18 protein-coding genes and 1 pseudogene are annotated in these 22,233 nt (G+C 61.8%); 9 read left to right on the top strand and 10 right to left on the bottom strand.

The features are described 5' to 3' along the window. A pseudogene (locus tag JOY50_RS21675) lies at positions 1-137 on the bottom strand (AraC family transcriptional regulator); the annotation flags it as partial. A 380-nt stretch (positions 138-517) separates the two neighbouring features. On the opposite strand from JOY50_RS21675, the gene JOY50_RS21670 reads away from it, so the two are divergent. After that, on the top strand, positions 518-1,402 hold the full coding sequence (locus JOY50_RS21670; protein WP_132840816.1) for an alpha/beta hydrolase: 885 nt from the start codon (positions 518-520) through the stop codon (positions 1,400-1,402). Between the two features lie 99 nt (positions 1,403-1,501). Here the strand turns inward: JOY50_RS21670 and JOY50_RS21665 are convergent, their stop codons facing one another. Continuing rightward, positions 1,502-2,233: a hypothetical protein gene (locus JOY50_RS21665; RefSeq protein WP_028613970.1), complete on the bottom strand. Its 732-nt coding sequence runs from the start codon at positions 2,231-2,233 to the stop codon at positions 1,502-1,504. A gap of 103 nt (positions 2,234-2,336) precedes the next feature. Beyond that, on the bottom strand, positions 2,337-3,128 hold the full coding sequence (gene hisN, locus JOY50_RS21660; RefSeq protein WP_243055804.1) for a histidinol-phosphatase: 792 nt from the start codon (positions 3,126-3,128) through the stop codon (positions 2,337-2,339). A gap of 170 nt (positions 3,129-3,298) precedes the next feature. Here hisN and JOY50_RS21655 point away from each other — a divergent pair, with 170 nt between their 5' ends. Both JOY50_RS21655 and JOY50_RS21650 read left to right on the top strand, forming a co-directional pair. Beyond that, the gene (locus tag JOY50_RS21655; RefSeq protein WP_028613968.1) at positions 3,299-4,189 is read left to right on the top strand and encodes a universal stress protein; all 891 of its coding nucleotides are present in this window, start codon (positions 3,299-3,301) and stop codon (positions 4,187-4,189) included. Positions 4,190-4,373: 184 nt separating this feature from the next. Continuing rightward, the gene (locus JOY50_RS21650) at positions 4,374-6,509 is read left to right on the top strand and encodes a TonB-dependent siderophore receptor (protein ID WP_243055803.1); all 2,136 of its coding nucleotides are present in this window, start codon (positions 4,374-4,376) and stop codon (positions 6,507-6,509) included. Between the two features lie 30 nt (positions 6,510-6,539). On the opposite strand, the gene JOY50_RS21645 is transcribed toward JOY50_RS21650, so the two are convergent. The 3 genes from JOY50_RS21645 to JOY50_RS21635 all read right to left on the bottom strand — a co-directional run bounded on the left by JOY50_RS21645 (position 6,540) and on the right by JOY50_RS21635 (position 8,785). Then, on the bottom strand, positions 6,540-7,061 hold the full coding sequence (locus JOY50_RS21645; RefSeq protein WP_132840808.1) for an acyloxyacyl hydrolase: 522 nt from the start codon (positions 7,059-7,061) through the stop codon (positions 6,540-6,542). A 277-nt stretch (positions 7,062-7,338) separates the two neighbouring features. Beyond that, positions 7,339-7,782, bottom strand: a complete 444-nt coding sequence (locus JOY50_RS21640) for a hypothetical protein (protein WP_028613965.1) — start codon at positions 7,780-7,782, stop codon at positions 7,339-7,341. Positions 7,783-7,915: 133 nt separating this feature from the next. Beyond that, on the bottom strand, positions 7,916-8,785 hold the full coding sequence (locus JOY50_RS21635; RefSeq protein ID WP_132840806.1) for a putrescine utilization regulator PtrR: 870 nt from the start codon (positions 8,783-8,785) through the stop codon (positions 7,916-7,918). 106 nt (positions 8,786-8,891) lie between these two features. On the opposite strand from JOY50_RS21635, the gene JOY50_RS21630 reads away from it, so the two are divergent. Continuing rightward, positions 8,892-10,277, top strand: a complete 1,386-nt coding sequence (locus JOY50_RS21630; protein ID WP_138736354.1) for an aldehyde dehydrogenase family protein — start codon at positions 8,892-8,894, stop codon at positions 10,275-10,277. Between the two features lie 37 nt (positions 10,278-10,314). On the opposite strand, the gene JOY50_RS21625 is transcribed toward JOY50_RS21630, so the two are convergent. Together JOY50_RS21625 and JOY50_RS21620 are read right to left on the bottom strand one after the other, a co-directional pair. Beyond that, a complete protein-coding gene (locus JOY50_RS21625) occupies positions 10,315-12,225 on the bottom strand; it encodes an ATP-binding protein (RefSeq protein ID WP_132840801.1) in 1,911 nt (636 codons plus the stop codon). A gap of 171 nt (positions 12,226-12,396) precedes the next feature. Continuing rightward, on the bottom strand, positions 12,397-13,296 hold the full coding sequence (locus JOY50_RS21620) for a helix-turn-helix domain-containing protein (RefSeq protein ID WP_132840799.1): 900 nt from the start codon (positions 13,294-13,296) through the stop codon (positions 12,397-12,399). 162 nt (positions 13,297-13,458) lie between these two features. Here JOY50_RS21620 and JOY50_RS21615 point away from each other — a divergent pair, with 162 nt between their 5' ends. From JOY50_RS21615 to JOY50_RS21600, 4 genes are all read left to right on the top strand, one after another. After that, positions 13,459-14,817, top strand: a complete 1,359-nt coding sequence (locus tag JOY50_RS21615; RefSeq protein ID WP_132840797.1) for a glutamine synthetase family protein — start codon at positions 13,459-13,461, stop codon at positions 14,815-14,817. 66 nt (positions 14,818-14,883) lie between these two features. Then, a complete protein-coding gene (locus JOY50_RS21610) occupies positions 14,884-15,972 on the top strand; it encodes a polyamine ABC transporter substrate-binding protein (protein ID WP_028613959.1) in 1,089 nt (362 codons plus the stop codon). Positions 15,973-15,985: 13 nt separating this feature from the next. Then, on the top strand, positions 15,986-17,281 hold the full coding sequence (locus JOY50_RS21605; RefSeq protein WP_138736352.1) for an FAD-binding oxidoreductase: 1,296 nt from the start codon (positions 15,986-15,988) through the stop codon (positions 17,279-17,281). A 133-nt stretch (positions 17,282-17,414) separates the two neighbouring features. Then, complete coding sequence (locus JOY50_RS21600; RefSeq protein ID WP_132840792.1) at positions 17,415-18,092, top strand: DUF3313 domain-containing protein; 678 nt, start codon at positions 17,415-17,417, stop codon at positions 18,090-18,092. Positions 18,093-18,134: 42 nt separating this feature from the next. Here the strand turns inward: JOY50_RS21600 and JOY50_RS21595 are convergent, their stop codons facing one another. After that, complete coding sequence (locus tag JOY50_RS21595) at positions 18,135-19,511, bottom strand: L-serine ammonia-lyase (protein WP_132840790.1); 1,377 nt, start codon at positions 19,509-19,511, stop codon at positions 18,135-18,137. Between the two features lie 146 nt (positions 19,512-19,657). Between JOY50_RS21595 and JOY50_RS21590 the strand changes: the two genes are divergently transcribed. Next, positions 19,658-20,599: a LysR substrate-binding domain-containing protein gene (locus JOY50_RS21590; protein WP_132840788.1), complete on the top strand. Its 942-nt coding sequence runs from the start codon at positions 19,658-19,660 to the stop codon at positions 20,597-20,599. Positions 20,600-20,770: 171 nt separating this feature from the next. On the opposite strand, the gene JOY50_RS21585 is transcribed toward JOY50_RS21590, so the two are convergent. Further along, positions 20,771-22,192: an undecaprenyl-phosphate glucose phosphotransferase gene (locus tag JOY50_RS21585; protein WP_243055802.1), complete on the bottom strand. Its 1,422-nt coding sequence runs from the start codon at positions 22,190-22,192 to the stop codon at positions 20,771-20,773. Between the last annotated feature and the right edge of the window lie 41 nt (positions 22,193-22,233).

Genomic DNA, 22,233 nt, shown 5'->3' with positions numbered 1-22,233 from the left:
AGGCTGGCCTGGGGGTGGGTGGTGCGGGACAGTCCGATGCAATGCTGGCCTACATGCTGGTTCACATAATCGGACACAGCATAAGGGTCGGCGTGGTGAAACACGCTACTGCGCTCGCTCAGCAGGCGACTTTCCATAGGCAAGGCACTCGGTATCGTTATTGTTCTGGTCGCCGCTTCCTACAGCCTTGTGGGCGGTGGTTGCGGTCGTCACGGTCATTCTATCGGGCCGGTTGCGGATAGCGGGGGCAGGCGACAACCGGTGGATGGGCACACTACAGCAAAATGGCGGGGGTTGATCAATGCGGCGAAGGGATTGGATGGGCGGATAGCGGACAAGCCAGATGGAGCTGGCGTTCGTTTATCGAACAGTATTTTCCTGTACCGGCCGCTTCGGGAGTAAACCCGCGCGAGACCGGTAATATTCCGGTTCTACCAGAAACAGCTTGCAACCAAACCACCCTGCCATTCGGTCACTTTTTCAACACCCGGCGCAGTGCTTCTGCTAGAAAGCGCACATGCCTACCCTCTTCCTTACCCACCTGCGCCGCCGCTGGCTCACCTGGTTGTGCGCCACCTTGCTGGTCATTGGCCTACCCTCCAGCTGCGCCATGCTGCAGCACAAGGAGCGCGAGCTGGTGTTCCGCATCGAGCCTGGCCAAGCCAGCTGGTTCCGCGGTTTGCCCAGCGACGTGCAGGAACTCGACCTGCGCCCGCGCAGCTTCAGCGATAACCAGAGCCTGCACGCCTGGTGGTGGCCAGCCAAGCGCGCCAATGCCCCGGCGGTGCTCTACCTGCACGGTGTGCGCTGGAACCTGACCGGGCAATTGTTCCGCATCGAGCAGCTGCATGCCATGGGCTACTCGGTGCTGGCCGTGGATTACCGTGGCTTTGGCCAGAGCCGGGGCGACCTGCCATCCGAGGCCACGGTGTACGAAGATGCCCGCATTGCGTGGGAGCGCTTCGCCCAGCTGCAGCCGGATGCCGGCAAGCGCCTGATATTCGGTCATTCGCTGGGCGGCGCGGTGGCGGTGGAACTGGCCAGTGAACTGGCCCGTGAAGCGCAGCAAAACGGCGTCGCGGCGCCGGCACGCGGGTTGATCCTTGAGTCGACCTTCACCTCCCTGGGCGATGTCGCGGCAGCGGTGGCCAATACCTCCCTGCCGGTGCGCTGGTTGATGTCGCAGAAGTTCGACTCGCTGGACAAGATCAGCGACATCGGCCTGCCGGTGCTGCTGGTGCATGGGATGGATGACCGATTCGTACCGCCGCGCTTCAGCCAGCAACTGTTCGACGCAGCCCGGCAGCCCAAGACATTGCTGCTGGTGCCGGGGGCGACCCATAACAACAGCATGAGCCTGGCCGGGCAGCGTTACAGGCAGGCAATACAGGCGCTGCTCTGAACCGTCCAATGGCCCTTGGTGGCTGAGATCTTGGGGCCGCTGCGCGCCCCTTTCGCGACACAAGGCCGCTCCCACAAGGGCCTGCGCAACGGCTAAGGCTCACTGCACCGGCAAAAAGTTCATTAGCAACAGGCTTTGCGCGTAATTCAAGCCAATCCGCCGATAACGCTCATCCAGCAACTCGGCCAGCAAGTCCAGCCGCGCCACGATCTTGCCGAACTCCACGGCAAAGCTGAGGTTGCTGCCCTCCTCCGAGATCTCATTGGAGAACAGCAGCAACACCCCATTGGCATCCTGCCGCTGGCTGAGCATCCATGTCGCCTTCTCGATATTGCGCGCCGCGTTGTTGACGAACAACGGGTCGATGGTATCGGTCATGTAGAACTCGGTACGCCCGCCATGTGCAGTGATCAGCATGCTGCCGATCGCGTAGATGAAGGCCCCCACCCGATCACCGCGAAACTCCGGGCTCAGGGCGTAGCTCAACGCAGCCAGGTCGCGGCGGTTGCCCAGTTGCGGCAGTGGCAGGCGTTGTTCGATGGCCATGCGTATCTGGCGCTCGGCCGTGGCGGCATCCACGTAGCCCGACATCTTCCACTGGTTGGGGTTGCGCAGGTACAGCTTGTTCATCAGCACGTACAGGCTTTGCAAGTTGTCGCGCATCGACAGCGTGGCCAGGCGGTCGACGCTGGTCTGGAACAACTCACTGGGTTTGCCGTTGCCAAACTGGCTGACAATATCGCGGCCCTGCTCCTGGGTGCAGGCGCACAGGCATGTGAGCGCGCCTGCCAATAGCAGGCGCGGGAGGAAATTTGGGTAGCTTGCAACCATCGGCACCGGGTCGATATTCGGCGGCCGCACCGGGGGGTAGTGCAGCCTGGCCAAGCATAGAGCCCGGAAATCGTAAAAAGTGCAGTGATCGGGGATTTGTGGCTCACATGGCGTGTCGCAACAGCTCCACCACCTGCGCATGCAGCACTGGGTCCCCGCATGCCACCACGCACCCGCCATTTTGCGCAGAGCTGCCATCCCAGGCCGTAATCACCCCGCCGGCCCCTTCGATGATCGGCATCAGCGCCTGTACGTCATACGGCTGCAGGCTGGCCTCGATGATCACGTCGACAAAGCCCGACGCCAGCATGCAGTAGGCATAGCAATCGCCGCCATAGCGCATCAAGCGCGCCTTACCGGCAGCCGCCTCGAACGCCGCTTTACGCTCGGCGGTGTCGAACATGTCCGGCGTGGTGCACATCAGCGTGGCTGAAGCCAGGTCGGCACAGGCACGGGTTTTCAGTGGCGTACCGCTGCGCCAGGCACCGCCAGGGGTGCCGACAAAGCGTTCGCCGGTGAATGGCTGATTCATCACGCCAACCACTGGGCGCGTGCCATCGTTCAGGGCAATCAACGTGCCCCACAACGGCAGGCCGGTGATGAAGGCACGGGTACCGTCGATCGGGTCGAGCACCCAGGTCAACGGGCTGCTGCCGACAGCCACGCCTGCCTCTTCACCAAGAACACCGTGGTCAGGGTAGCGGGCCTGGATCAGCTCGCGCATGGCGTCCTCGGCCGCCTTGTCAGCCACCGTTACCGGGTCGTACAGGCGCCCGCCCTTGTCCTCCACATCCAGGCTGGCGCGAAAGTATGGCTTGATCGCCACTGCGGCAGCATCGGCCAACTGCTCGGCGAAGGCGCGAAATTCGTCGATCTGTTCAGCACTCAGGGACATGGGACAGGCCTCGTGACAATGATGGGGCGCGCATCATACCCGACACGCGGCGCCAGCCGCACTCGGGCAGACGCCAGGTAAAAAAAAGCTGATTGGTTTTATCGGGTGCACACGGGTCTAGACTCAACAGAACCAGCTAACCGGGGGGCTGCCACACGTGGAGGTGTGAGATGAGCCAGTTCAAGCGCTTGTTTGTCATGCTCGGCCCGCAGATGCGCCATACGCCCGCGCTGCAACGCGCGGCGGCGCTGGCGGAGTCCAGCGGTGCACTGCTGGATATCAATGTGTTCGTCGACGATGTCGACACCTTTGGCTTGATGGGCGATGGCCGCGAACGTGAGCGGCTGCTCAGTGACAACCGCCAGTGGCTGGCCGATGAGGCCGAGCAGTTGGGCAATGCGGGCCTGGACGTGTCCACCGAACTGTTATTGACCCGCGACCCGCTGGGCAGCGTGCTGGAACGCGTCGAACGGCAAGGCTGTGACCTGCTGGTCAAGGACGTGCAGCACGAACCGGTGCTCAAACGCCTGCTGGTCACGCCACTGGATTGGCAGCTGCTCAAGGACAGCCCGGTTGCCGTGCACCTGGTCAGCGACATCCGCCTGCCCCTGCCCCGGCAGATTGCCGCCGCCGTGGACCTGAACAGCCACGGTGCTGGCGAGCACCTGGATGAGCAGGTAATCAACTGCGCCCGTGCCCTGGCCCTGCAATGCAACGCCGAGCTGCACCTGCTGCATGTGTGCGACGCGGCCAAGACTCATATCGCCGACTTCGGCGCCGGCACCGTGACCATGCCCGGCTTCGATGGCAGCGTGCGTACTGCGCAGCGTGCGGCGTTCAATCGCCTGGGTGACCATCACCAGATCCCGCTGGAGCGCCGGCACTTCCTGGAAGGCGCAGCGATCAGGGCCATTGCCCAGTTTGTCGGCCACAGCCGGGCGGATGTGATCGTGATGGGCAGCCACCGGCATGACGCCATGCAGACCTACCTGGGCGGCACCACAGCGCATGTACTGGAGCACCCGCTGTGCAATGTGCTGGCAATCAAGGCCGTTGGCTGAGTGCTGGTATGCCTGCGCCGGCCTCTGCGCGGTTTGGCCCGCGAGGAGGCTGGCACAGCGTCCACCCGCTGGTATCTGGTACACCAGTGCCACTTAAAAATAATGCATCTGATAATGATTCGTAGTAGTTTCGCGGCGCTTGCCCACCTTTCCTTCAGCGCCCTACTTCAGGATCGTACCGTCGATGCGTCGCACATTCGTTTCGCTTTGTGTGCTCCATGCTGTCTCCCCACTGGCCTTGGCCGAGCCTGAACCGCTCAGCGAACCCGCCCGGATCGAACTTCAGGCCCTCAGCATCACCGACACCGCCGACAGCGAACGCGCCGATGGCCCGGTCCAAGGCTACAAGGCCAGCCGCTCGGCCAGTGCCACCCGTACCGACACGGCGCTGCACGAAACGCCGCAATCGGTCAGCGTGGTGCCCAAGGATGTGCTGCAGGACACCGGCGCCACGCGCCTGCAGGACGGGCTGGACTACGCCGGCGGTGTCGGCCGCGCCAACAACTTCGGCGGCCAGGGCCTGACCACCTTCACTGTGCGTGGTTTCACTACCGGCGAGTTCTACCGCAATGGCTTCCCGATCAACCGCGGCTACCCCAACGCCCCGGACGCCAATACCGTCGAGCGCCTGGAAGTGATCCGTGGCCCGGCCACCAGCCTGTATGGCCGCGGCGATCCCGGCGGCACGTTCAACGTGGTCAGCAAACAGCCACTGCCAGCGTCCAAGGTCACCCTGGGCAGTCAGTTCGATGACCAAGGCATGCACCGGGCAACCCTTGATGCGACCGGGCCTCTGAACCAGGACGGCTCGCTGGCCTACCGCCTGAACCTGCTGGGCGAAGGTGGCGACAGCTTCCGCGATGACGTGCAAAGCGAGCGATATGATGTGGCACCGGTCATCAGCTGGCAGGTCAATGACGCCACGAAGATCATCTTCGAAGGCGACTTCATGCGTAACAACCACCCGCTGGACCGCGGCCTGACACGGCTGCCCGGGCAGCTCGGAACAGCCTCACGCGATACCAACATCTGGGAAAAAGGCAGCGACAACCTGCTGCACAACGACAACAACATGGCCCAGTTACGCTTCGAGCACCTGCTTGACGACAACTGGTCCCTGGGCGGCGGCATGCAGTGGCTGGACGGCTCGCTCAAAGGCAATGCCGTGGAAGCCAATGGCTTGCAGCCCGACGGCCGTACCCTGGGGCGCAACTTCAACTACCGCAAGCTGGAGTGGACCGACCGCGATTACCAGCTCAACCTTACCGGGCACTTCGACACCGCTGGCTTCGCCCATACGCTGCTGACCGGCATCGAGTACGAAGACTACGTTTACAACTCGATTATCCAGCGCTCCGCGGCAGGCGCCACCGCCTACCCGATTGATATCTTCGACCCGGTGCTGGGCCAGGCGCGCCCTGCCCTGACCCGTACCACCACCCACGACAAGGAAAACCTCAAGACCTGGGCTTTCTTCGTCCAGGACCAGGTGGCCCTGACCGAGCGTCTGAAGGCCTTGGCAGGCGTGCGTTTCGAGCGCTTCGAACACGATTACGTCAACAAGCTCAGCGCAGCGGGTGACTTCAGCAAGGGCGAAAACGGTGTCACTCCGCGTTTCGGCCTGCTGTATGACCTGACCGACACCGTGGCGGTGTATGCCAACACCGCACGTTCATTCAAGCCCAACAGCGGTGCGCCTGCAGGTGCGACGGGGCGTGGTTTTAACCCTGAGAAGGGCAAATCCTACGAACTGGGCGTGAAATGGGAAGCGCTTGATCGCCAGTTGAGCGTGGACGCAGCGATCTACCATATCGTCAAGGAAAACGTACTGACGCGCGACCCGGCGGACCCCAACTACAGCGTCGCCGCTGGCCAGGTGCGCAGCCGCGGCCTGGACATCAACATTGCTGGCAACATCACCCCAGAGTGGCGGGTGATCGGCGGCTACGCTTATGTCGATGCCGAAGTTACCAAGGACAACCGCTTGCCCACCGGCACCCGCCTGGCAAACATTCCACGTAACAGCTTCAGCCTGCTCAACACCTATGAATTCCAGGATGGCTTCGCCAAAGGCCTGGGCCTGGGTATTGGCGTGAAATACGTGGATGACCGTAATGGCCAGACCGAGGCGGTCACCTACAACATGGACCAGTACACCGTGGTTGACCTGCTGACCTTCTACCAGCTCAATGAGCACGTACGCCTGAACCTGGACGTGAAAAACCTGTTCAACAAGGAATATGACGAAGGTGCATTCAACACCTACGCCTACCCGGGAGCACCTCGGACGGTGCAGGCCGGGGTTTCCTATACGTTCTGAAAGGCTGGGGCCGCACAGCGGCCCCCTGCTTCAGAAACCTTTGCTGTAGAACAGCGAGTAGGACTCGATCCCGTCGTTAGGCTGCTTGATCCCCGCATTGGAATAATGCATCGCGCGAATCCCGACTTTCTGCTCCCCGGGCAGCTTCAGCCCGAAACCGATGCGGTCTTCGAAGTTGACCGCCGACCCCATGCGCTGGTCACCCACGTCGGTCTTGGAAAACGCCGCCAGGCCAATACCGGCCTCGATGTACGGGGTGTAGGTGAAGCCACTGAATTCATAGGTGAACACCGGGCTGAAGGACAGAGAGTGCGCGCCACTGGCGTCACCGCCTTCCCAGTAGGTGTAGGCTGCATCCCAGTAACCAGTCACATAGCCGGTGCTGCTTTCCAGCCATTTCTTGTCCCAGTCGAACGACAGGCCGATACGGTAGGTCATGTCACCTTGGCTAGTGGCGCCCACGGCGCCTGACACCTGCGCGGCCTGGGCCAGGTTGGCCCCTGCACAGGCCAGCACTGCAGCGGCCAGCGAAGCTGCGAAAAGGGTTTTCATCAACGACTCTCCTGATGGTCTACACGGCAAGCGGGGGCTTGGGCCCCTCGATCTTTTTTAAAGGGTGACCGACCGATCCAGAGCGGTCACATGAAGTAATAGTTTTGGATTATTGTCCAGATAATCAGAAAGTTGAAAGTGAATTGCCACTATTGGCGAAATCACTGTTCAAGATGTGCCTTGCCGTGTGCAGGGCTTCATGCGCTTAGCCCCCATCTGCAGTGTTCAGAGAGTCCCTTCCAGGCGGGGTACATCTGTACTCCCGCCTGTTTGTCCATCAACGCCAGTTCAGGTTCACATTCGTGGGGGCCTTGCCGTTCACGGTCACCCATTGCTGCACCGTCTCACCCTGGGCGTTGCCAGTGACTTTGTACTTGCCGGGAGGCAGTTGCACATACAGCAGCGGCCCGGCATCCGTGACGCTCAGTACGGGCTGGCCTTGGGCATTCTGGATGTCGACTGTGGCACCGCTCTGGAACTTGCCTTCCGGGCCGGTCGAAAGCTCCACGTGCAGGTCATAGCCGGTGGTCTTGCGCAGCGCATTGGCTTCGTCCTGGCCAATGCCGCCTTGCAAGTAGCGCACGCCGTTCTGTTCCTGCGGTTGCAACTGCACGGCCTGCATGTCGATGGGGGCATTGAGGTCGGCAGCGGCAGCCAGGGTCCATGGCATGGCCAGGGTGACCAGCAACGCCGCGCCGAGGGCATAGTGGTGGTTACGCATGGGACAACCCTCCTTCAAAGGATGGCTTACTTACTATCTGATCCTCTCGGGTTGAGGGTGTTCTGGCTGATGCACGGTTGTGCTCGTGACATTCGGCACTAAACCATCAAACCACTATGAATTTGCATATTTATCAGGAGGCTGAGCGACCTTCTTCAAGTAGTTTCACGAACATGCTGAGACTTCGCGATACCGTGCCCCGTCGCCAGACCAGCCAGGTTTTCAGGTAGCGGAAATCTTCCGACATCGGCCAGGCGCTGACCGTGCTGCACCCGGGCATATTGTCGAGCATGCTGCGCGGCATCATGGCCAGGCCTGCGCCAGCGCTGACGCAGGCCAACATGCCATGGTACGACTCCATCTCGTGAATCTTGCCCGGCACTGCCTGGTCCTTGACGAACCAGTTTTCGAAGTGATGGCGATACGAACAGTTGGCGCGGAAGGCGTAGATGCTTTCACCGTTCACATCCTGGGCGCGGGTAACTGGCGCGTGGTTGAGCGGTGCAATGACCATCATCTCTTCCTCGAACACCGGCATGCCTTCCAGTGTCGGGTGCAGCACCGGGCCGTCGACGAACGCGGCCACCAGCCGGCCAGACAACACGCCTTCGAGCATGGTCCCAGATGGCCCGGTGGACAGGTCCAGGTCGACCTTGGGGTAGCGCTGGTTGTACGCCGCCAGCAAAGCCGGAATGCGCACGGCTGCGGTGCTTTCCAGCGAACCGAGGGCGAAGGTGCCCTGGGGGTCTTCACCGGCAACAGTCAGTCGCGCCTCGTGCACCAGATCAAGAATGCGCCGGGTGTATTCGAGAAAATTCCAGCCCGCAGGCGACAGGCGCAGGCGGCTCTTCTCGCGAATGAACAGCTCAACGCCCAAGTCTTCTTCCAGCTGTTTGATGCGCGTAGTCAGGTTGGATGGCACCCGATGGATGTGCTGCGCGGCGGCACTGATGCTGCCCTGCTCTGCCACGGCCTTGAAAATCTCCAGTTGCACCAGGTCCACAGCCTTTCTCCAAACGTGAATGTTTCGCTCATTATTATTCAGTTTTCATTAAAGCCATAGCCCACTAGTCTGGCGTCACTGATTAACAACAACGAGAGTGTCCGCCATGAGTGCGATCAGCAGCCTGACCCACGCCATCTCCCTCGACCCGTACACCGGCGAGCAGATCGGCGCCTACCCGTTCGACTCCGACGCCGCACTGGAAGCGGCGCTGCAACGTGCCAAGGTCGGCTACCGCCAGTGGCGCCAAGTGTCGCTGGGTCAGCGCAGCGAGTACCTTTTGGCGCTGGCCAGCACCCTCGAAGCCAAGGCCGAAGCCTTTGCCCAGATGATCAGCCGCGAAATCGGCAAGCCGATTGCCCAGGCCCGTGGCGAAGTCAGCAAGTGCGTCGGCCTGTGCCGCTGGTACGCCGAACACGGCCCGGCCATGCTTGCGCCGGAACCGACCCAGGTTGAAAAAGCCCGAATCGAATACCGCCCACTGGGTCCGATCCTGGCCGTGATGCCATGGAACTTCCCTGTCTGGCAGGTACTGCGCGGTGCCGTGCCGGCGGTCCTGGCAGGTAATACCTACGTGCTCAAGCATGCGCCAAACGTGATGGGCAGCGCGTACTTGCTAGGCGAGCTGTTCAAGGATGCCGGCCTGCCGGAAGGCGTGTTCGAAGTGCTGAACGTAACCCCGGACGGCGTCACCCGCGCCATCAACGACCCGCGTATCGCCGCCGTGACCCTGACCGGCAGCGTGCGTGCCGGCATGGCGATTGGTGCCCAGGCCGGTGCCGCACTGAAGAAGTGTGTACTGGAGCTCGGTGGCTCCGACCCGTTCATCGTGCTGGCCGACGCCGACCTGGATGCCGCCGTCAAGGCCGCGGTCATTGGCCGTTACCAGAACACTGGCCAAGTCTGCGCAGCGGCCAAACGCCTGATCGTGGAAGACAGCATTGTCGAGGAATTCACGCGCAAGTTCGTTGAAGCAACCCGCGAACTGAAAGTCGGCAACCCACTGGAAGACGATACCTATATCGGCCCGATGGCCCGTTACGACTTGCGCGACGAGCTGGACGGCCAGGTTCAGGCGACCCTCGCCGAAGGCGCCACCCTGTTGCTGGGCGGCAACAAGGTCGAAGGCGTGGCCAACGTCTACGCGCCGACCGTGTTCGCCAACGTCACCCCGCAAATGACCGCATTCAAGCAGGAGCTGTTCGGGCCGGTGGCCGCGATCATCACGGCACGTGATGCTGACCACGCGGTGGAGCTGGCCAACGACAGCGAGTTTGGCCTGGCCGCGACCATCTACACCGCCGACTATGCACTGGCTGAGCGCATGACTGCGGCACTGGATACCGGTGGCGTGTTCATCAACGGCTACTGCGCTTCCGACCCCCGCGTGGCGTTTGGCGGCGTGAAGAAGAGCGGGTTCGGCCGAGAGCTGTCGCACTTTGGGGTGCGCGAGTTCACCAATGCCCAGACAGTGTGGCTGGACCGTAACTGATTCACGACCCTGGGGCCGCAGAGCGGCCCCAGATGCCTCAGTCCCGAACCTGGTCCTTGACCCAGTCCAGCATCCCCCCCGGCACGATCAGTTCATGCCGCGCCCGCGAACAGGCGGTATACAGCCCCGCCAGCATTCGCGCCCGCTCATTGCGGTTACCCGCCACCTGCGGCGGCACCATCAGCTCCGGCGACACCATCACCCGAGCGAACTCCATGTTTTTCACATCCCGTACCCGCCCCAGGAACAACTTGGGCGCCTTGTCCCAGCGGTAACGGCTCTTGGCCTTGGCAAAGTGCTCCGGGGTATAGCCTTTGCGCAGCATGTTGGCCACGGCATTGAACGCCTTGTCATCGCCCTTGTCCTGCTCCAGGGCCTGCCAGCTGGCATAGCGGAACAACATCGGGTGTCGCGGCCGGGTGCCGTGGCGGTACAGCTCCATGCAGTCTTCGACGAACAGTTCGAAGTCCTTGCGTGCGCTTTTCAGCAATACGAATGGCACGCCCTGATGCGTCAGGCGCTGGAACCAGCCAAACAGCCCCCATTCGTCATCGACGATCAGCGCCGTAGGCTGTTCCGGCACCGTCACGGTATCGAAGAAACTGACCCGGGTGTAATGCTCGGCGCTGCCACTAAAGGCCGCCTGGATCGCCGCCGGGTGTGCCTGGATCAGCGGGTTGAGCACATTGTCCATCGCCGGCCCGGCACGCAGGGAATGGTCGATGCAGCGTTGGCGGATGAAGCTGCCATGGTGCGGGCTGAGGCCGTTGAGGTTCTGCAATTCGTCGCCCAGGGCAATGATCGACTGCGGGCTGCGATCCAGCACGTCAAGCATCGGTGCCGACAGCTCGTGGGCCTCGTCGACGATCACGTGGGTGTAGCGGCTATCGATCACATGACCGGTCAACGACAGCAGCTTGACCCGGTGGTAGTCGCGCACAGGCAACTGGACGTCCCGCGCGGACGGGCGAATCAGCTCTTGCCAGTACAGGCGGGCTTTTTCCAGCAGCACCTCCTGGTCCAGCGGTGAAGTGCCAGGCCCGGCCCAGGGCAAGTGGTGCAGTTGAAGCTGGGTGTCGGCACTGTGGCAGAACGTGCGCACGGCGCGGATGCACAAGGCAACCACATCGCGCGCGGCGAGCGGGCCGATGTCAGGGATGGCCAGCCAGCGTACAACCTGGTCATTCTGCGGGCGCCACGACAGTTTGGTGCGATACGGGTCGCGCAGACGCCAGCCGTTGCTGGTGAGGTCGCGGTTGAGAAGTTCGTCAGCCAACTGGCCGAAGGTCAGCGCCGTGTAGGCGGCAGCGTCCTTTACCCGCGCCTGCAGCGCGCGCAACTGGCCTTCGGTCATTGCCAGCAGCAACGTGCGCTGTGGCTCCAGCAGGCGGGCGAACTGGTGAATCAGGAAGGTCTTGCCAGTGCCAGCAAATCCCTGCACCGCCACTGACTCGTCGATACCACTGAGAAACTCGCGCAGCAGGCGGTTCTGCTGGTCGCTGAGCATCAGGTTGCTGGCCAGCGACGGCAGGTACACCGGATGCAGCGGTGTGGCCCGTTGGCGGTAGGTGTCGGCGAACTGGAAATTCCACTGGCCTTCGTTATCTAACAGTTCGTCTAGCGTGTACTGCACCTCGGCCGACAGCAGAGCAATACCGTTTTCGCCCAGCATGCCCAGGCCCATGGCAAAGGCTTCACGATCGAAGTGCTGCGCTACCTGGCTTTGAAAGCGCCCAGGCGCGGCGCTTTCAACTTCGTTGGCGATGCGCACGATTTCGGCGAAACGGCGTTCTTGTGCATCGGCCGAGGCGGTGGCGGGCTGGCGCGGCAGGTTTTGCACGAACAACACTGCGGCGGCTTCGAGGACGCTTGCAGTGGTGAAAAAGTCGGTGTTGGGCTCGCTGGCGAGGCGGTCGGCCTGGTCGCTGGGCAAAGGCAGGTAGAACATCGGCACCTCGGGTTGGATCAGGGCGGCACGATAGCAACTTTCGGCGTGAGATGCTGAGTTCAGTGTTGGCTGGGCCGGCCTGTTCGCGGGCGCGCCCGCTCCCACAGGATCGCCTCAGGTTCCTGTGGGAGCGGGCAAGCCCGCGAACAGGCCAGCAGCTATTTCGCTACCTTAGCCCCTGCCCCGCTTCAAGGTCTCGCTCGGAAACTCCTTGAACAATTGCCGGTAACTCTCTGAAAACCTTCCCAAATGCCAGAATGACCAGCGCATCGCGACCTCGGCCACGGTCGCCCTGCCATCGCGTAACAAATCGCGCCGGGCGCCGTTAAGCCGGCGCAAGCGCAGCCACTGCGCTGGCGGCATGCCGGTAAATGCCTTGAATGCCTGCTGCAACTGGCGCAACGAGACCCCAGCAACATCTGCCAGCTCCATCAGGTTCAACGTCTCCTCGGGGCAATCGGCCGCCCATTCGCTGACCCGACGCATGATCGCCCGTTCTTCGTCGCGCCGCCCCAACGCTACGCCCTGCAGGCGCTGGCTGGCGTTATCGAGGATGAACAGGCAATCCTCCAGCAGCTGCTCCGCCAGAGCCTGCCCCTGCAATGGGCAATCGGCCTGCCCCAGGCGCGTCAGCGTGGCACTCAGCCAACTGCCAAACAACGCGTTCTGCCCACTGCCCAGGGGCACCATGAACAACCCTTCGAGGCGCTGCGGGTCCAGCCCATGGCGGGCCAGGAAGGCCTGGTCGAACACCACTGCCACTTCCTGGTAGTTCTCCGGGGTTATCCAGATATTGCGGCTTTGCTCGTTCAGCAAGTACAGGCTGTTTTCGCTGCGGTCGAAGCAAAACGCCAGTGAACCACTCGGTGCCCGGAAAAACTGCTCTACGCGGGTATTCAGTCGCTCCTCGTACACCTCCACGCCCTCCATGCCCAGCCAGCGCAGCTCACCGCTGAAATGCCCCGGCGACATCTGCCGGTACTGCTGCTGCCAGCCGGGGGTAGCGCGCACTTGCTCGGAGACGTCGGTGGTATGGAAGGCCTGGACTTGCAGCGCATTGGGCGTTGTCACGCGAGATCCTAGTTGCACTCTTTTGGTGCATTGCTTGCCGAAGAAAATGGATAGATCGGCCCCGGGGGCTGCGACCAAGATAGTCTCCAGTGCGTCACCTGGGAAGTGCAACACCTTGCAAGCCGCGTTGCTCCCACACTAAAACCCAACCAAGAGGTCTGTATGAACGCCCCCTTCGATCAGCTGTACACCTGGCTGAAAGAACACCGCATCACCGAAGTCGAATGCGTGATCAGCGACCTGACCGGCATCGCCCGCGGCAAGATCGCGCCCACCGCCAAGTTCCTCCACGAGCGTGGCATGCGCCTGCCCGAAAGCGTGCTGCTGCAGACGGTCACCGGCGACTACGTTGACGACGACATCTACTACAACCTGCTCGATGCCGCCGACATCGACATGGTCTGCCGCCCCGACCCCAGCGCCGTGTACCAGATCCCGTGGGCGATCGAGCCAACGGCGATCGTGATCCACGACACCTTCGACAAGCAAGGCAACCCCATCGAGCTCTCGCCGCGCAACGTTCTCAAGAAAGTGCTCAAGCTCTACGCCGACAAGGGGTGGCAGCCCATCGTCGCGCCCGAGATGGAGTTCTACCTCACCAAGCGCTGTGAAGACCCGGACTTGCCATTGCAAGTACCGCTGGGGCGTTCTGGCCGTGCCGAAAGCGGCCGCCAGTCGTTCTCGATCGATGCCGCCAACGAATTCGACCCGCTGTTCGAGGACGTCTATGACTGGTGCGAGATCCAGGGCCTGGACCTGGACACGCTGATCCACGAAGACGGCCCTGCACAAATGGAAATCAACTTCCGCCACGGCGACGCGCTGGACCTGGCCGACCAGATCACTGTGTTCAAGCGCACCATGCGCGAGGCTGCGCTCAAACACAACGTGGCCGCAACCTTCATGGCCAAACCGATCACCGACGAGCCAGGCAGTGCCATGCACTTGCACCAGAGCGTGGTCGACATCGCCACCGGCAAGCCAATCTTCGCCAATGAAGACGGCAGCATGAGCCAGCTGTTTTTGCACCACATCGGCGGTTTGCAGAAGTACATCCCCAAGCTGCTGCCGATGTTCGCGCCCAACGTCAACTCGTTCCGCCGCTTCCTGCCAGACACCTCGGCACCGGTGAACGTCGAGTGGGGTGAAGAAAACCGCACCGCCGGGCTGCGCGTGCCCACCTCCAGCCCAGACGCAATGCGGGTGGAAAACCGCCTGCCGGGCGCCGATGCCAACCCCTACCTGGCCATCGCCGCCAGCCTCCTGTGCGGCTACCTGGGCATGGTCGAAAAGCTTGATCCCAGCGCGCCAGTGCAGGGCCGTGCCTACGAACGGCGCAACCTGCGCCTGCCGATCACCATCGAAGACGCGCTGCAGCACATGGAAGACTGCGAGACCGTGCAGCAGTACCTGGGCAAGCAGTTCGTCCAGGGCTATGTGGCCGTCAAGCGTGCCGAGCACGAGAACTACAAGCGGGTCATCAGCTCCTGGGAGCGTGAGTTCCTGATGATGAGCGTCTGACCCACCCCGGGGCGCTCTGCGCCCCCGTACACCGCACTCAAAGAACAAGACCAACGAGGTGTCCCCATGCGTCATCTGCAAGCCCTGATCCCCGCTGCGTTCACCCTGCTGTTCGCCACCACCACCCAGGCCACGCCCTCGGTCAGTGTGTACAACTGGACCGACTACATCGGTGACACCACCCTGGCCGACTTCCAGGCCAGCAGCGGGATCAAGGTGGTCTATGACGTGTTCGACTCCAACGAAACACTGGAAGGCAAGCTGCTGGCCGGGCGCACCGGCTATGACGTGGTGGTGCCGTCCAACCACTTCCTCGCCCGCCAGGCCCAGGCCGGTGCCTTTTTGCCACTGGACCGCAGCAAGCTGCCCAACTGGCAACACCTGGACCCCAAGCTGCTCAAGCAGCTTGAACAGAACGACCCCGGCAACCAGTACGCAGTGCCTTACCTGTGGGGCACCAACGGCATCGGCTACAACGTCGACAAGGTCAAGGCTGCACTGGGCGTCGACCATATCGACTCGTGGGCGGTGCTGTTCGAGCCCGAAAACCTGAAAAAGCTCAAGCAGTGCGGCGTGGCTTTCATGGACTCGCCCGACGAACTGTTCCCGGCGATGCTCAACTACCTGGGCCTGGACCCGCGCAGCGAAAAGCCGGCCGACTACGCCAAGGCTGAAGCACGCCTGCTCGAATTGCGCCCCTACATCACCTACTTCCATTCATCCAAATATGTTTCCGACCTGGCCAATGGCGATGTCTGCGTGGCCTTCGGCTACTCCGGTGACGTGTTCCAGGCCGCCAACCGCGCTGTCGAAGCGAAGAACGGCGTAAAAGTCGCCTACAGCATTCCCAAGGAAGGCAGCAACCTGTGGTTCGACCTGCTGGCCATCCCCAAGGACGCCAGCAACCCCGACCAGGCCCTGGCCTTCATCAATTACCTGCTCGACCCGAAAGTGATCGCCAAAGTCAGTGCCACGGTCGGCTATGCCAACGCCAACCCGGACGCCAAGGCCTACATGGATGCATCGCTGGTGCACAACCCCGAGATCTACCCACCCCAGGACGTACTGGACAAGCTGTACATCTCCAGCACCCCGAGCCCGAAGATCATGCGCGTCATGACCCGCTCCTGGAGCAAGATCAAGTCCAACCGCTGAGCCGAGAACGCCCATGTCTTTCGATTCCCAACACACTGCTTCGTACTACGCTGCCACGGCACGCAACGCGGCGCCCTACCCCAGCCTGGACAGCGAACTGACGGCCGATGTGTGCGTGGTCGGCGGCGGGCTGACCGGCGTCAACACCGCCCTGGAACTGGCTGAACGTGGCTTGTCGGTGGTGCTGCTGGAAGGCCGGCGCATCGGCTGGGGCGCCAGCGGACGCAATGGCGGCCAGCTGATTCGCGGCATCGGCCATGACGTCAGCGGTTTCACCCGGCATGTCGGCCAGGACGGCGTGCGCTACCTGAAACAGGCCGGCATCGATTCGGTGGCGCTGGTGGCCAGCCGCATCGCCCAGTACGGCATTGCCTGCGACCTGCGTTGGGGTTTCTGCGAACTGGCCAACACAGCCGAGCAGTTCGCCGCGTTCAAGGACGAGCAGGATGACCTGGCAACGCTTGGCTATCGCCCTGAAACCCGCCTTGTAGGCCCTGGGCAGTTGCATGAAATCGTCGCCAGCGACCAGTACGCGGGCGGCCTGGTAGACATGGGCTCGGGGCACCTGCACCCACTCGACCTCGTTCAGGGCGAAGCCCGTGCCGCCTATAGCCTGGGCGTGCGCATCTTCGAACAAAGCCCCGTGCTGCGTATCGAGCACGGCCCCCGCGTGACCTTGCACACGGCCCGTGGCAAGGTGCGGGCAGACAGCCTGGTGCTGGGCTGCAACGCCCACCTCGATGAGCTGGAACCGCGGCTGAGCGGCAAGGTGCTACCGGCCGGCAGTTACGTAGTCGCCACCGAACCCTTGCCCGAAGCACTGGCTACTGCCCTGATCCCGCAGAACATGGCGCTGTGCGACCAGAAGGTCGGCCTGGACTACTACCGCCTCACGGCAGACCGCCGCCTGCTGTTCGGCGGTGCCTGCCACTACTCCGGCCGCGACCCTAAGGATATTGCCGCCTACATGCGGCCCAAGGTGCTGAAGGTGTTCCCGCAACTGGCCAACGTGCGCATCGACTACCAGTGGGGCGGCATGATCGGCATCACCGCGAACCGCTTCCCCCAAGTCGGGCGCCTGAGCCAGCACCCGAACGTCTACTACGCCCAGGGCTATTCCGGGCATGGGCTGAACGTGACGCACTGGACGGCGAAATTGCTGGCCGAAAGCATCGCCCTCGGCCACAGCCAAGGCCTGGATGTGTTCAGCGCTGTTCCCCACCTGACGTTCCCTGGCGGCAAGGCTTTGCGCTCGCCGCTATTGGCACTGGGCATGCTGTGGTACCGGCTGCGCGAAGCACTGGGTTGAGCTGGCCGCAAGCCACGCGGTGCATCTACGCCCACTTTTCGCCTTTCCACCGGGGATTGAACTCGCGCACTGGCCAACTGCGGCGCAGCTGCTAGCGTTGTTCAGGCCGACCTCTCATGGATACGCCTTTATTATGAAATCACTGCCTCGCATTACCCTGTTGTGCGCCGCACTGCTTGCCGTGGGCGCCTGCTCCAGCAATCGCGTGGACCCCAAGGATTACTCCGGCTTCCTCAAGGATTACAGCCGGTTGCAAGAAGCCAAGAGCCCGTCGGGTGCCTCGGTGATGCGCTGGATCGACCCCAAGGTCAATATCAACCAGTACAGCCAGGTATTCATCGAGCCCAGCCAGTTCTACCCCAAGCCGCAACCCACCCCGGTCATCTCCGCGCAGACACTGGGGGAAATCACCCGCTACTTCAACGAAGCGCTGCGGCGTGAAATCGGTGGTGTCATGCCGCTGGCCAATGGACCTGGCCCGGGCGTGATCGTGGTGCGGCCGGCGATCACGGCAGTGTCTACCAGCAACGAGGGCCTCAGACCCTATGAGGTGATCCCCATCGCGCTGATCGCCGCAGGCGTGAACACCGCCACGGGCGGCCGTGACCAGGACGTGGACGTGGGCGTGGAGGCGGCGTTCCTGGACGGTGCCAGCCAGAAAGTGCTGGCCCAGGTGGTACGCAAAGGCGCGGGCCAGGAACTGGAGAACGATACCCAGAAGCTGACCCTGAATGACGTCAAGCCGGTACTGGATGGCTGGGCCAAGGACATGCGCGCCAGCTTCATTGAAGCCAAGCAGAAAGCCCGCTAAGGGGCCGCTCCCACAAAAGACCGCATTGCCCGATGCGGTTTTTTAGCACTCGACAAAAGCAACTGCCAAGCCGCCGCGCGAGGTCTCTTTGTAGTTGGCATGCATGTCTGCCCCGGTATCACGCATGGTGCGGATCACCCGGTCGAGCGAAATGAAGTGCTCGCCATCGCCACGCAACGCCATCTGCACCGCGTTGATCGCCTTGACCGCAGCAATCGCATTGCGCTCGATACACGGCACCTGCACCAGGCCGCCAACCGGGTCGCACGTCAGCCCCAGGTTGTGTTCCAGGGCAATTTCGGCCGCGTTTTCCAGTTGTGGCGGCGTCGCCCCCAACACCTGGGCCAGGCCGGCGGCAGCCATCGAGCAGGCCGAACCCACCTCGCCTTGGCAACCTACCTCTGCCCCCGAGATCGACGCATTTTTCTTGCACAGGATACCGACGGCCGCTGCCGCCAGCAGGAAGTCGACCACATCGGCATCGCAAACGGTCGGGTTGAACTTCATGTAGTAATGCAGCACTGCCGGAATAATGCCTGCGGCACCATTGGTGGGCGCGGTGACCATGCGCCCGCCGGCGGCATTCTCTTCATTCACCGCCAGGGCGAACAGGTTCACCCACTCCATGGCGCTGAGCGTCGAACCAATCACGTTGGGCTTGCCCAGTTCCTGCAGACTGCGGTGCAGCCGCGCGGCGCGGCGCTTGACGTGCAGCCCGCCAGGCAAGATGCCTTCGTTGCGCAGCCCGTTATCAACGCACTCGCGCATGGCCGCCCAGATGCGCAACAGGCCTTCACGTATTTCCGCTTCCGGGCGCCAGGCCCGTTCGTTGGCCATCATCAGTTGCGCCACGCTCAAGCTGTGTGCTTTGCACAAGGCCAGCAACTGGGCAGCACTGTCGAACTCATAAGGCAGCACAACGTCATTGGCTTTGGCAGAGAGGGCATCAATTTCGGCTTGCTCGACGATAAAGCCGCCGCCAACCGAATAATAGGTTTGCAGCAGCAGGCTGCCCTCCCCGTCCATTGCTTCCAGGCTCATGGCATTGGGGTGGTAAGGCAGGCTCTCGTCGAGCAGCAACATGTCACAGCCATACTCGAAGGCCAGCGGGTGGCTGCCATCCAGCATCAGGCAATGCTCCTGCAACACCTGGCCAATGCGCGAGTCAATGGTGGCCGGGTCGATGCGGTCTGGCCACTGGCCCATCAGCCCCAGCAGGCAGGCGCGATCGGTAGCGTGGCCAACCCCGGTGGCCGACAGCGAGCCATACAACCGCACTTCGACGCGCGTTACCTGCGCCAGCAGGCCCTGCTCACGCAGGGCCTGGGCAAACGTCGCCGCTGCCCGCATGGGGCCGACGGTGTGGGAACTGGACGGGCCGATGCCGATTTTGAAAAGGTCGAAAACACTGATAGCCATGCTAATGCCTGACCGTGCCCTGATATGAATCCACAGCACGGTTATCTGATGAAATTGAGCGGTAGTGCGATTTTGCGCGATACTGACGCGCTGGCTCACAGATGACCAACGAATCTTTCTAAGCAAGCCTTTAGTGGTACTAAACAATGCGACGACAACTCAATGGCCAGGTCTTTGTCTGGCTGCATGTATTCGCCTGCGCAGCCCGACACCTGTCCTTTACCCGCTGCGCCGAAGAGCTGCACATCACCCCCGGCGCGGTTAGCCAGCAAATGCGCCAGCTGGAAGAGCGCCTGGGTTACCGGCTGTTTCTGCGCCGGGCGCGTGGCGTGGAGCTGAGTGCCGAAGGGCAACGCCTGGCGCAGACGGTGGCCGAGGCCTACGGCAGTATCGAGGCTGAACTGCTGCGCCTGGACGCCGGTGAGATACGTGGCACCTTGCGCGTGCGCTCGATCCCGTCGTTCCTGGCCAAATGGCTAACCCCACGCCTGCCGCGCTTTCAGCAGCGTTACCCGGACATCGAACTGCGCCTGGTGGCCGAAGACAGCGCCCAGGCATTGACCCCAGGCGACTTCGACCTGGCTATCGACCTGAACGATGGCAGCTACCCTGGCATGCTCTCGACACCCCTGCTGGACGAACAGATCTTCCCGGTGTGCTCACCCACCCTGCTGCGCGGGCGCCCGCCACTGCATGGGCCGGCAGACCTGGTGCACTACCCGCTGCTGCATGACATCACTGCCTGGCGTGGCAGTTCGGAGTATGCGGAGTGGGAGTTCTACCTGGAGGGGATTGGCGCCGCCGGCCTGAATGTGCGGCGTGGCCATACCTTCAACCGCAACCACCTGACCATCGAGGCGGCAATTGCCGGTATTGGTGTAGCCATCGCCCGGCGCACACTGCTAAATGACGAACTGGAGCGCGGCGCGCTGATCGTGCCGTTTGGCGTGCCAATCGCCAACCACAAACGCTACATGGTGCATTACCCGCCAGGCGGGTTGAACCAGCCGGGCGCACGGGCAGTGCATGACTGGCTGGTGGAGGAAGCACGGGGGTTCAGGGAATTGCATCCACTGAACAAGGACTAGCCCGCCTGTAAGCGGTCGCTTTCTTCGAACAACATATTAACTATCTGATTCAGATCGGGCCCTGTGGGAGCGGGCGTGCCCGCGAACACCGGCACAGCCGGTGCCATACAGCGCGTCGCATTCTTCGCGGGCACGCCCGCTCCCACAGAGTATGTGTTGTGCTTTCGATGGCTAGTAAGCGTGCTTACCGGTAAACGCATTGAGGGTGCGCACCAGAATCACAAAGTCCAGCCATAGCGACCAGTTGTTGATGTACTCGATGTCCGAATCCACCCGCTGGATCATCTGTTCGATGTCCTTGGTCTCCCCCCTGAAACCGCGCACTTGCGCCAGGCCGGTCATGCCCGGCTTGATGTTGTGGCGGGCAAAGTAATCGACGATGTCTTGTGAATATAACGTGTCATGTTGCAACGCATGTGGCCTTGGCCCCACCAGCGACATTTCGCCCGTTAACACGTTGAACAACTGTGGCAGTTCATCGAGGCTGGTGCGACGGATGAAAGCGCCAATCTTGGTCAACCGCGGGTCATTCTTCTGCGCCTGTTTGACCACGCCATTGTCCGGCTGATGAACATGCATGCTTCTGAACTTCCAGATACGGAACGACTCGCCCGTCCAACCCGTGCGTTCCTGACGGAAGAACACGGGCCCGCGACTGGTAAGTTTGATGGCCAGTGCAACGCCCAGCAAGACAGGCGATGCACACAGCAGTATCAATGCCGCCAATACCCGGTCCTCGATATTCTTCAGGAACAGGCTCATACCCGTTAGCGGCGTTTCAGAAAGGGTCAGCACGGGAATACCAGCAATTTCCCGCACGCTGTGGTTGATCAGGCGCAACGAGAAGATGTCCGGCACCCAGTTCACAGCGATGCATTTGTCGAGCAACTTGAAGTACACATCGTTGATGACCTCTGAGCCCCCCAGCGGGGTCACCAGGTACACGGTGCGAATGCCATGCTGGGCAACGATTTCATCCAGGTCTGCAATGTGCCCAAGCACGGGCAGGCGTTGCTTGCCCTCAGCACTTTCCTGCCCCTGCTCACCAGCTATGTCAGTCACCACACACCCCAGCACCCGCTCGCCAAACCAGGGGTTGCTGCTGATTTTTTGATACAGAAAATTGGCCAGGTCACCGTTGCCGATAATCAGTGCATTGTCCAGACGTGCATGCGCGGTAAAGCGCTTTTGCAGTTCACGAACAGCAAAGTGCAAGAACAACTGGGCAATATAACCAATGATGAACAACTGCACGACCAACAGCCGTGAATACGTTTCACTTTGCTTGGTCAAAAAGGCCATGACCACAAGAAAACAGAACGTTGCCGACCAGGCCTTGAACAGGCGGAAGGCCTTGATAGAAAGACCGACGTTAGTGCGATAGATTGCATAATGGTCGTAGATGACGGCCAGTGCGCCGACCAGCAACAGTAACATGATCACATAATCGGAGGTAATGTAACCAAACTGGTCATAGATGAGATACCAGGCAATACCGGTTACTGCAATACCATCGAGCCCCGCCTGAATGGCGTTACTTACGCTGCTTCTTCTTTGGAGTAAGGAACGACTGCTTCTGGGTTCGAAAACCATTTCAGACCTCATCTATTTGAGCGTAGCAAGTGCCGTCCATC

The sequence above is a fragment of the Pseudomonas sp. BP01 genome (assembly GCF_022760795.1).
GTDB classification, from domain to species: domain Bacteria; phylum Pseudomonadota; class Gammaproteobacteria; order Pseudomonadales; family Pseudomonadaceae; genus Aquipseudomonas; species Aquipseudomonas putida_Q.
The sequence above is the reverse complement of the archived record's forward strand: the minus strand, read 5'-3'. Positions and strand labels throughout refer to the sequence as shown.